General features: G+C 57.4%; 7 protein-coding genes. All 7 read left to right on the forward strand.

Translation table 11 applies throughout. The features are described from left to right. Positions 1 to 155: 155 nt before the first annotated feature. Positions 156 to 1,208, forward strand: a complete 1,053-nt coding sequence (locus ACMKFF_RS03845; RefSeq protein ID WP_349136785.1) for an NAD-dependent epimerase/dehydratase family protein — start codon at positions 156 to 158, stop codon at positions 1,206 to 1,208. Positions 1,209 to 1,429: 221 nt separating this feature from the next. Next, positions 1,430 to 1,978, forward strand: a complete 549-nt coding sequence (locus ACMKFF_RS03850) for an RNA polymerase sigma factor (RefSeq protein ID WP_419496102.1) — start codon at positions 1,430 to 1,432, stop codon at positions 1,976 to 1,978. Next, positions 1,965 to 2,324 (forward strand): DUF4179 domain-containing protein, encoded by a 360-nt coding sequence (locus ACMKFF_RS03855; RefSeq protein ID WP_419496103.1) that lies wholly within the window; start codon positions 1,965 to 1,967, stop codon positions 2,322 to 2,324. The genes ACMKFF_RS03850 and ACMKFF_RS03855 overlap by 14 nt, the downstream gene beginning before the upstream one ends. Further along, entirely contained in the window at positions 2,311 to 2,937 is a 627-nt protein-coding gene (locus ACMKFF_RS03860; protein ID WP_419496104.1) for a histidine kinase, read from the forward strand. The genes ACMKFF_RS03855 and ACMKFF_RS03860 overlap by 14 nt, the downstream gene beginning before the upstream one ends. Beyond that, positions 2,934 to 3,563 (forward strand): PrsW family glutamic-type intramembrane protease, encoded by a 630-nt coding sequence (locus ACMKFF_RS03865; protein WP_419496105.1) that lies wholly within the window; start codon positions 2,934 to 2,936, stop codon positions 3,561 to 3,563. The genes ACMKFF_RS03860 and ACMKFF_RS03865 overlap by 4 nt, the downstream gene beginning before the upstream one ends. A 160-nt stretch (positions 3,564 to 3,723) precedes the next feature. Then, a complete protein-coding gene (locus ACMKFF_RS03870) occupies positions 3,724 to 4,077 on the forward strand; it encodes a hypothetical protein (protein WP_419496106.1) in 354 nt (117 codons plus the stop codon). Further along, positions 4,074 to 11,364 (forward strand): cell wall anchor protein (locus ACMKFF_RS03875; RefSeq protein ID WP_419496107.1); only part of this gene is annotated, 7,291 nt, incomplete at its 3' end. The genes ACMKFF_RS03870 and ACMKFF_RS03875, both read left to right, overlap by 4 nt.

Consider the following 11,364-nt stretch of genomic DNA (forward strand, 5'->3'; position numbering starts at 1 on the left):
AAGTTTACAAAATTCTGCAACACTCCGGCACGACGTGTTGCTTTTCTTTCAATTGCAGGGCAAATGCCGATTGTTTCTGATCTGCCTCTCCAGTATACTATACTTGTGAAAGATAATCAACACCTGTATGATTATCTTGAGAGGAGGTCTTTTGAATGTATGATAAATATCTTGTTACAGGTGCTACCGGCTTCCTCGGTAGGGCTGTTGCGGAGAGGCTGGTGCGCCGCAGAGCGCAAGTGTACGCGCTTGTGCTGCAGAATGACCCCTATATCAATTTGCTCCCCAAAGAAGTCCATACCGTTATCGGTGATGTGTGCGCCAAAAACTCGCTGGCAGACTTCTTTGCGGATGCCGACAGCCGTACCTGTGTGATTCACTGCGCCGGTATCGTCTCCGTCGCGTCCAGACCCGGTCCGAGGCTCTATCAGGTCAATGTAGGTGGGACAGGGCAGCTCCTGCAGCAATGCATGGCGCATAAAGTGGGCAAGCTGGTCTATGTCAGCTCCGTTCATGCCATCCCGGAGCAGCCAAAGGGCTGCCCCATTACAGAAAACTGTGAATTCTCGCCGGGGCTTGTGGACGGTGATTACGCCAAGAGCAAGGCCGCTGCCACCGAGCTGGTCTACGACGCAGCGGCGTGCGGGTTGAACGCCAGCATTGTATTCCCCTCCGGCATCATCGGGCCGGACGATTTACAGGGAGGGAGCTTCACCTCAATGGCAAGATCCTTTCTTGCCGGGAAGCTGCCTTTCGCCGTTCGCGGCGGATATGACTTTGTGGATGTGCGGGATGTGGCAAATGGCATTCTCGCCTGTTCCGAAAGCGGAGAGCCCGGTAAAGGCTACATTTTGTCCGGCCACTATGTCACGATTCGCAGAATGCTGCAGATCATCGGGGCGGCGGCAAAACGGCGGTATCGGCCCATCTGCTTGCCTCTGGGTCTTGCAAGGCTGGCCGCTCCGTACTACGAGCGCCGGAGCTTGAAGGATCGAAAGCCATTGTTTTTCACCCCATATTCCATTTCCGTTCTTGCCTCAAACGGCTGCTTCAGCCATGCGGCTGCATCGAAGTGCTTTGCATATCAGCCGCGCCCGCTGGAGCAGACCCTGCGGGATATGGCCGCATGGCTCATTGCACAGAAGGAAGCGGGCAAGGCGCTGCCTCATCTCATCCGGCGCCCCACGATCAGTGGCGCCCGCTGCTGAGCTGCTCTGTGTTTCGACTTTCTGCAGCACATCCGGGTTATTTCTCCGGGTGTGCTGCTTTTTATCGCTCCGCTTGCCCTCTTGCTTTTCTTCCGAGATTCGTATATACTGAAATTGTGTTGTATTTTTTTATCGGTATGGAGGGGACGGCGCGGCACGGCTGTGCAAGCGTCTGACAGGCTGCCCTGCATCCTGAACGGCTGCAAAGGAAAGGGAACGTTATGACCTGTGACGAGGTTTTTTACCGCCAATATCTAAGCGGCGACGACGCGGGGCTGGAGGCCCTGATGAAAAAATACGGCGACCCCCTGACCCTGTATATTGACGGCTATCTGCACGACGTTCACGAGGCGGAGGAGCTGATGCTGGACGTTTTCGCCTATCTGTTCACCAAAAAGCCCCGCATCCGGGACGGCGGCTTCAAGGCGTATCTCTATAAGGCCGCGCGCCACACGGCGCTGCGCCGCAAGAGCAGGCGGAAGCCCTTGTTCAGCCTCGACGCGCTGACCAACGAGCCGGACGGGCGGCTGCTGGCGGAGGAGGTTATCCGGACGGAGGAGCGAAACCGCGTCCTGCATTTCTGCATGGGTGAAATGAACCCGGACTACCGGGAGGTTTTATATCTCACCTATTTTGAAGATATGAGCTACGCGCAGGCGGCGGAAGTCACGGGGAAAACGGTAAAGCAGATCACCAACATGGTGTATCGCGGAAAAGAGAGCCTGCGAAGGCTGCTGGAACGGGAGGGAATCACAAATGCGGAGTCATGAGGAACGGGTCGCGGAGACAAAGCGGCGCATCGCCAAAATTGAGCGGGAGAAGCGGCTGCAGCGCAATAAGATTACCATGGCTTCCGCTGTGGCGGCGTGCCTTGTGCTGCTCATTGGCGCGTCCCTCGCCATGCCCGGCATTGCCGCAAGCATCCAGACCGGCGACTACTCCGGCTTTGAAACGGCGGCCAGCATGTATGGCGGCGGCGCTCTCGGATATATCGTCATCGGGCTTTTGGCGTTTCTTCTCGGCGTGTGCGTGACCGTTCTGTGCTTCCGGCTGCATCAGATGAAGCGGGAGGACGATCAGAACAACGAAAGCGAGGGAATTCATGGAGCTGATTGAGAACCTGCTGCAGCTGCTGGCCACGTTCGCCGGCGCACTGCTTTCGGGCCTATCCTACCGCAGAAGCCGCAGGCAGGCATATTTTCTGCTGCTTTGCTTCTACGGCTGCTTTGCCCTCGGCGCGCTCTACTGGACGCTGTATCTGCTGCTGTTCGACACCACACCCCGGGTCTTTTATGTGTCGGAGTTCGGCTGGGTGGCAAGCCTCATCTTCCTGCGGATCTTGCAGGCCACGCTGGCAGGAACAGAGGAGCGCTGCTTCCGCTGCCGCAGAGCATGGCTTGCGCCTGCGTTCGGCGTGCCGCTGCTGGCGTTCTACTGCACCTTCGGGGACATTCTCTCCAACCTGCTCTGGTGCGGCATGATGATATGGCTCTCCTTCTGCTCCATTCGCGGACTGGTCTGCGCCAACGGGCAGACGGGCGCGGCGCGGAAGATGCGATACTTCCACATCGGCGTGCTGTGCTTTGTTGTCTCGGAGTACCTGCTCTGGACGGTGGGCTGCTTCTGGCCGGATACTTCTCCGGCAAGCCCAACCTTCTGGTGTGATATGCTGCTGACGCTTGCCATTTTCGGGCTGCTGCCCGCCGCGAGAAAGGCGGTGGACGCATGACCTACATCGAAAACATCTTTCTGTGCATGGCATCCCCGCTGCTGGTGGCCGCTTTGTGCATGGGAAGGCGGCAGCTCCGCTTCTTCCTGTTCTGCATTGCCGGGATGGGGGTGTGCCTGCTTTCGGCCTATATCAACACCTTCCTCGCGGCGGTATGTCAGGCGGACGCCCTTGCCGCCACGGCGGAGATCGCGCCGGTGGTGGAGGAAATCATGAAGCTGCTGCCGCTGGTATTCTATCTTCTGGTATTCGAGCCGGAGGGGGATAAAATCAAGGCTGCCGCCATCACGATTGCCCTTGCCTTCGCCACCTTTGAAAATGTCTGCTATCTGATCCAGAACGGAGCGGACCGCTTCTCCTTCATCTTCTTCCGCGGCTTCGGAACAGGAGCCATGCATGTGCTGTGCGGCGGCATCGTCGGCGAAGGGCTGGCGTATGCCTGGCAGCGGACGTGGCTGAAGATTGCCGGGAGCTGCGGTCTGCTGGGCGCGGCCATCACCTTTCACGCCACCTACAACCTGCTGATCGTCTACGGCGGCGTGGCGCAGTACGTCGCTTACGTCCTGCCGGTGCTGCTGATGGCGGCGGGAAAGCTGTCTGCCCTCCGCCTTACGCGGAGAGAATAACCAAAGCCTTCCACTTGAGAGCTGCTTTTGAGCGGCTCTCAATTTTTTTGAAAATCTTTGTATTTGGGGTGAGAGTTTTTCCGTTTTTCTGTACCTATATCAGTGAAGGGACTTTTACGTCACCACGTTCGAGCCATGAAGAGAGGAGGGGGCCAGAGACATGTATGATACCGCAAGGCGGGTCGCGCTCGTCAAAAAGCGGAGGCACGAGTACGCCCGCCGGAAACAGCAGCGCGAGATCTGCGGACTGTCCGCCGCGTGTATGCTGCTGTTCGCGGCGCTGATGCAGATGGCGAGCACAGTCGTCGGGCCGGGGCAGAGCGCCGCACGAGGTGTGTTCGGTGCGATGCTGCTGCGGGAGGACGCAGGCGGCTATGTGCTGGTAGGCGTTGTCTGCTTTGCAGCGGCGGCGGCGATCACCGCGCTGTGCTTCCGGCTCAGAAGCAGGGAAAACCAGAAAAAAGACGGGACAGGTAAGCCAGACCCGCAGAAACAGGAGGGAAAAACGACATGAAAAAACGAATACTTAGCATCCTGCTGCTGTGCTGCATGGTGCTGACCATGCTGCCGACAGCGGCGTTTGCAGCGGTGAGCGATTCGCTGGGCAACACACCCAAGGAAAATCAGGCGATTTTGGAGCAGCTCTCCGCCTTGACCGGCGGCAGCAGCGACCAAGTGCTTTCCATGCTGAACGCTTTGGGGCTGCTGGATGAAGACGGCAATTTCAAGGTGGATCAAACCATCACGCTGGACGGCCGGGTGTTGACACTGGCGGCTGTCATGGAGCTACTGGAAAATCCCGCCACGGATCTCACCCGTATAGCCGACGTGGATGGGACCCCGGTGGCGCTGGGCGATTTGAAGACCATGATCCAAATCGAACAGGAGCTGCAGCGGATCAAGGACACCTATTTCTCCGGCAGGGAGTTTACCGGGGAAGCAGTGGAGAATCTCAATAGCCTGATGGAGCAGCTGGAGCTGCAGGGCATCAGTTTGCAGTATTCCGCCTCTGCCACAAAGCCTGAGGGCGTTGAGACGGTGGATATGAGCGGCATGATGAGCCAAACGCTGGGGGTTCTCGCAAACAACAAATGGGAATCCGGGACTTTTACTATATACCGCGGAAAACCGGTCGGCTTTTCCTACCGCATTCAAAAAGGCCAGCTCAGCAAGTATATCACCAATGTGGAGGTCTCGATAGACGGGGTGAGTGGGGTCGAGCAAAGCGACGGGTCCTACAAGCTGACCTATGACGCAGGCTCAACTTACAATTTAGGTGGTCGTAAAATCACTGTCAATGTTCAAACCAGAGGAGGGAACTCAGACTGGCTCGCGAATTCTTATTCCTATGGCGACCTGCTGGGGATGATCGAATTTTACGATGCGGAAAATCTGGTGTTCTATGACGGCGCCGGTTATGCCGACCACCATCAGCTCAAGCTAATCAAGACGGTTGGCGTCCCCGCAATACAAACAGTAATGACCGCGCCGAACTATGAGGAAAGATACGAAAGTACAGCCACAATACAGGGGGATATGTATATTCCTTTGCTGGCAAATGAATACACTACAGCCCTTGGTGCCAACAATCCGGACTTCGTTGCGCTAAGCGATACCATCAGAATTCTGGAGGGCGCTCGCAACTCGGTGCTTCCCGCGGGCTCCGACCCATTTTATCAGCCATACCAAATCGACGCCAGCATCGAGTTTAACTGGAGTACCGAAAAAGCTGCCTATGCTGGCGATGCGCCGTATGGCTGGTATAAAAACCAGCCCTATGCCCCGTTCTATCTGACGGAGTACAAGTTCAATGGAAAATCTCTGGAGCTCAGCAACAACAGAACAAAAGCGCTGAACTGTACGATCAACAAGGGCAGTACGGTCAGCATCTCCCTGCAGTCTACCACGCAAAACAGAGGGGATCAGCGGTACTATCTGCCCTTCCGACTGTATATGAAAAGTGTACAGGGCGAAATCCAAAATTCCTGGGCCACCACCAAGAACAGCAACGTCACCGCCAGGCTGGTGGACACGGACGCCCCCACCATTCAAAGCGTCACGGCCCCGGCGGGAACCTATGCCAGCGGACAGCACGTCCCCATCACAGTTACCTTTGACGAGTTCGTGGATCTTAGAAGCGCCAGCGTGACCATCAATGGCAAAGAGTATACCGCCGCTGCGCTTTCCATGAACAAATACGGTGTCACGGCAATGCTCTGGTATCCAGTGCAGGATACGGATGCCACCACGGTCACCGTCAATGGTATGACCGGCGTGAAGGATGTTTTCGGTCATACGCTGGATACCACGCCCTATCAAAGCAACCCGATTGCCGGCGTTGAGCTGAAGAGCGTCTTGATGCGCAACGCCCCCACCGCACTGACCGCCGACTACGACAACGGCAAGGCATCGTTCACGATGAACGCCAACATGGAGCAGGCCTACAAGACCGTATACAGCAATTATCACACCCCGGCAGGCACAGACCCGAAGCAAGCCCCATTCCGCCTCGAGCTGAGGTACGACTCCGCGGTTGAACCAATCCATCTGCAGGTCTATCTGGACACAGAGAAGGAAGCCTTCACCATTGGCGACTATGCAATCGCACCCGCGGCTTACACCCGCACCTATACGGTGACGCTGCAGGCCAACGAGGGCACGAAAGACGCTCCGAACTGGGTGAATGTTCTTCCCCTGACCCGGCAGTTCACGGTGGCAAAGAAAGTTTCCGCGCACACGGTGACCATCGTCCCGGAAGCGAATGACGCCGACTATACGATTTCCCTCGCCGAAGCCGCCCGCCCCACGCTTCAGGCAGAGGTTTTTGGGGAAAACGGTGAGCAGGCCACCTACACCACCGGCAAATGGAGCAGCAGTGACACGCTCATTGCCACCATCAACGAGGATACCGGCGTTGTTGCCACCACAGGAACCAAGGTGGGAACCGTCACCTTTACCTTTACGGCGGACAACGGGACTGTGGACACTGCCGATGATGTGACGGGCGAGTCAAAGCCCTATACCGTGACGGCAGGCAATTCCCTGGCACTGGTGATTCCCGGCGGCGCATCCATCGTGACGCGGGTAAATCAGCCCGCCACCGTGCTGTGGAGCTCCAATGCCGCGCTGATGGCACCGAACAAAGAGTTCCATTACAGGATTGACCTGTATGAGGGCAACTACGCGAATGAGGCGGAGCTGAGCGGCATCCAGCCCGTTGCGTCTTATACCGCTGGCAAAGAGGAAAACAGCGTGCGGATCCCGGAGAATGTGCTCTCCAATCTCTCCAGCGGAAATACCCCGGCCTACACGGTGCGGGTCTCCATGCCGCACCCCAACGCCGAGGGTGAGAACGTCCGCCTGTCGGCACTTGCCTGGATCATCGTGCAGGCACCACCCGCCACGGCCAAGCTGACACCGCCCCAGAGCATTTACCACAAGGATACCGACGGCACCGTCAATATCAACTGGTCGGTGGAAAACGCCGCTGACGGCGCCTCTCAACAGCCCACGCTGACCATTACCCGGGTCACAGAGGACAACAACACCCAAGAGGTGGCCCGTGAGCGCCTATCCGGTACCTCCGGAAGTTTCTCCCTGCCATTACAGCGTGTGAAAGCCGGCAATCTAAAGGACACCTATCAGGTGGTTTTGAGCGTGGAGAACCCTGTTGAGGAAGCTCCCAGCACGGACTCCTTCCCCCTGTATGTCTACGATGCCGACGCACTGAAGGTGCAGGACGGCAACGGAGCCACGATTTCTGCGCTGACCATGGACAATACCTCCAAGGTCAGCGGCCCCCTGCCTACCGATACAGCTAAAATTTTGCAGCTGCGCCAGGAGCTGGGGCTGATCGAGTACATCGGCATCAACTATGACGAGTACGGATGGAACTCCTTTAAAGACGGGATCCGGTGGCTCTCCAGCAACAACAATGCCATTTCCGTCAACTACAAGCAGGGCGGACTGTATGAGGACATCAGAAACTTCTCCTTTGATTCCTACCTTCCCGAAACCAAAATGGCGCTGTCCGCCTTGGCTAACGGCAGCGCAACCGTCACGGCTACCCATGCCGCCACGGGTATGCGTGCCGCCGTACAGGTGACAGCGAAAACGCTGCAAAATAAGTTCTATCTCTTCCAGCTGACGCCTGCAGCGGAAACGACGCTGCAATACACCGACGGCAAAGGTGTGCCCAAAACGGTCACGACCAACAGGGAAGGCGTGCTGGCGCTTTACGAACCCAACGGAATCGCCAGTGAGGTGTCTCTGCGGTCCGGCTCCGGCGCGGATATTTATCTGGGCACCATCTATAAAGAAAATCTGCGTTCCGGCGAGCGGGATGCCACAAAACTGCAGCTTTATCCCTTGAATACCTTTAACCTTCGGCGAGTCGCCCGGGCATCTGTGACGCTCATCACGCCGGGCGGCGATCCGCTGGCGAACAAGACGGTGACCGTTCGCGGCGGTGTTTATAAAAACGGAGGCTACTGCGAGACAGCTCTGCTGGGCTCCAGGGCAGGAGCACTTGTCAGCGGCATCACCGGCGACACCTATACCACGGATGCGGCGGGAAATATAACCGTCTATCTGGATTCCACCCAGTTCTGGTCGGCCGAAAAGGGCGAGAGCAACACCACAGCGCTTTCCGCTCTGGATCAGCTGGAGTACATTCTGGAGATCAGCGAAATTGACAGCAACAATTACTATCCGCTGCTGCTGACCGTCAACGGCAAGCTGGGCGTGGACGATGTAATGCGCACCGCAGAGGGCGTTGTCTCTCTGGAGCGCGTGCCGACGGGGGAGGCAAACAAGCCCTTCCTTGTGGCGCAAAGCGTTGACTACGGTCTTGCCAACGGTCAGAAGGTGGATGTCCGCAGCGCGACCGGGAAGATCGGCCCTAACAGCAGCTTCAAAACAGCCATCCTGCACACCACCATGCTCCTCTGGGGCGAGGATATTGCCAACGCGCAGAATTACCGTCTCCAGTTGGCGGACGAATACGGCGTTCTTCCCGCCGCCCAGAGCAGCAGTACCAAGCAGTATCCCTTCTCATCCATCCCTGTAGTGGAAAACGATCTGACCCTCACCGAGGCCACCATGACCACCTCTGGATGGATCGCCGACGGCAAGGATGTGGGTATGAAAACGCAGCTGAGCCTGAACGGCAGCCTGCTGCAGGAGAAAATAATGCCCTTCCGGGTCGTTGATCTGACCCGAGTGCCCAAGGTGACAGAGGATGACCGCGTCACCGGTATTCTGGCGACGATGGGAGCCTCCAGTATAGTGAAGGGAGTCGACTTTGGCGGAGTGGGCGACAGTAACATTCTCAAGGTGCTGACCGGACGGCTGGATGATCTGAGCGGTCCGGTGGACACTTCCGTGTTCAAAATGATTATCACCCCCAGCGAAGATCCCTCCGTGTTCCGTGCCATGATTTGGGCCGGGTACAATACGCTGGAGATGGAGGACATGGACTATTCCGAGGACGGCGTGGCGTTGAGTGCGAATGTGCTGACGCAGAACCTGGAGGTGGGCGTGCCCGGTACCGGGGATCTGAGCCAGATGGCCAAGGGCACCTATGATCCCAAGGGGGAATACAAAGCCAACTCCATAGCCGGCAAGGTCACCAACACGGATCTCAACTTGCAGCTGGAGGGCTTTTACGAAGCGGAGATCCGCTATAACGCCGAAAAAAAGGAGTGGGAGGTTTTTACCGTAGGCGGCGGCTTTACCGCCGGCGTTGGTGTGGGCTTCACCTTCAGCGTGAACGCCATGGCTGGCCCCGTGCCGTTGACAGCAACCTTTGAGCTGGGCGGCGCCATTCAGCTGGATTTCCGTACCGCAGTGCGCTACGGCCAGCAGGGACAGGGCACAGAGCTTGCCTGGAGCGATCCCACGGCCACGGCAGTGAATGACTTTTTGACCACGCTGCGTATCAACGCCTATGTCCACGCGTTTGGCGGCATTGGCTTTGACTATTCGATCGTGGCGCTGAAGATCGGCCTATTCGGCAATTTGGATGTGGACAGTCAGAATAAGTTCCTTTCCCGCACCTATCTCGCCGACGAGACAAAGCGCCAGATCAACGGTCAGGCCCTGGGGATCCAAAGCGAAGTGGGAATCAAATTTGTGGCCAGATTCCTGTTTATCTCCTACGAGGCAGTGATCGCCTCCGGAACCTTTGGAGCCACCAAGACTTTTCATGACTGGGCAACAATCGACGAATACTGGAATAATGCCACCAGTGGGCTGAGCCTTGCCTCGCTGCGGACGGCGGCGGCTCAGAGCGGAATGCAGGTGACTTCTGGCAGTGCTACGCTCCAAAGCCGGGACTATCTGGAGCAATATGCCCGTACCTGGGGCCAGCCCCAGCAGCGGATGACGCTGTTCTCTCTGAACTCCACCAGTGGGCTGGAAAACATCCAGACCAATGCCAATCCCACATCCTATCCACAGCTCAGCGATGACGGGAAGGTATTGGCCTACATCAACGACGGCGACAGCAGCAGTATTTACGACAGCCGGGCACATTTCTCCACCCTCACTGGCGGCGTCTATTCTACCTCCCAGAAAATTGACGATCCCGCAGGGTTCACCGGCTACGGCGACACGAGCGTTTCTTTGTCCGGCACCGGCAGCTTCGCGGCGGCGGCTTGGGTTCGCATGGGCACCGAGATACCGAATAAAGATGCCGCTGATGATGTGACATTGGAAGAGCAAAACCTGCTGATGAACAGCACGGAGATCGTAGCGTCCGTCTATAACGGCGCAGCCTGGACTTCCACCCGCCTAACCGATGACGGCACGCCGGATCTGGCCCCAGCCACGGCAGTAGGCAGCGACGGCAAGGCCATCGTGTTCTGGCGCAGCGTCTACACCCCCGATCCCGTGAGCACTTCGGGCAGCAACAACCTGCTGAACTTCACGACCAGAGATTGTATCATGTACCGTTGCTATGACAGCACTGACGGCACCTGGAACGAGGCCAAAATGCTTTATAACGGTGCTACTGGCCGCGTGAAGGCGTTGCAGGCGGCCATGCTGCCCGACGGAACCGCTATGGCGGTTTACTCGCTGGACCGCAGCGAAACCGGAGATACCTCCGGCTACGAGATCGCCTATTGTACCGTGGCTGCTGACGGAACGCCCGGTACAGCCATGCTGGCGACCCGTGACAGCAATCTTGACGAAAACCCCCAGGTCGTTGCAGCCAACTTCGGCAGCGGGGATGACCGATTTGTTATCGGTTGGCATAGTGTCCGAGACGGCAGCAGTGATATTCAGCTGTTAGCTGTGGACGGCAGCGGCACCATGTCCAACAGCTTTCCCGGCTCTCTGTCTGCCCTGACCAGCAGCGGCAACGCTGTCGTGGGCGGAGACTTCCGCTTCGCTTCCCTCAGCGGGGATCATCGCAGCCTCAATGATCTTACCATCGTCTGGAATGAGACTGTCAATGACGCCAACGGCGCGGCAGATCACGGCATTTTGAAGGCGGCCAAGCTGCGCCATGACAAAAATACCTACACGCTCTCCGCACCATTGAAACTGGCAGAGCTGCCGAAGCGCACGCTGGCTGACCACTTTGATGCCTATGTCAGCGACCACAATCAGGTGCAGGCCGCCATTCAGGCCACCCTGTATGACGATGAAAACCCGAAGGTAATCGGCGGCGTGACCGTTCCGGGTGAGGAAACGATCCTCTATACCGCTACCTCTGATTTTGTCACCGATGCGGTGGCAGTGGAACAGATCGGTGTGGATTATGCAACGCTGGCGTTGAACAGCCTGACACCCATTC

The sequence above is a fragment of the Faecousia sp. genome, assembly GCF_048519415.1.
Classification (GTDB): domain Bacteria; phylum Bacillota; class Clostridia; order Oscillospirales; family Oscillospiraceae; genus JAZOXB01.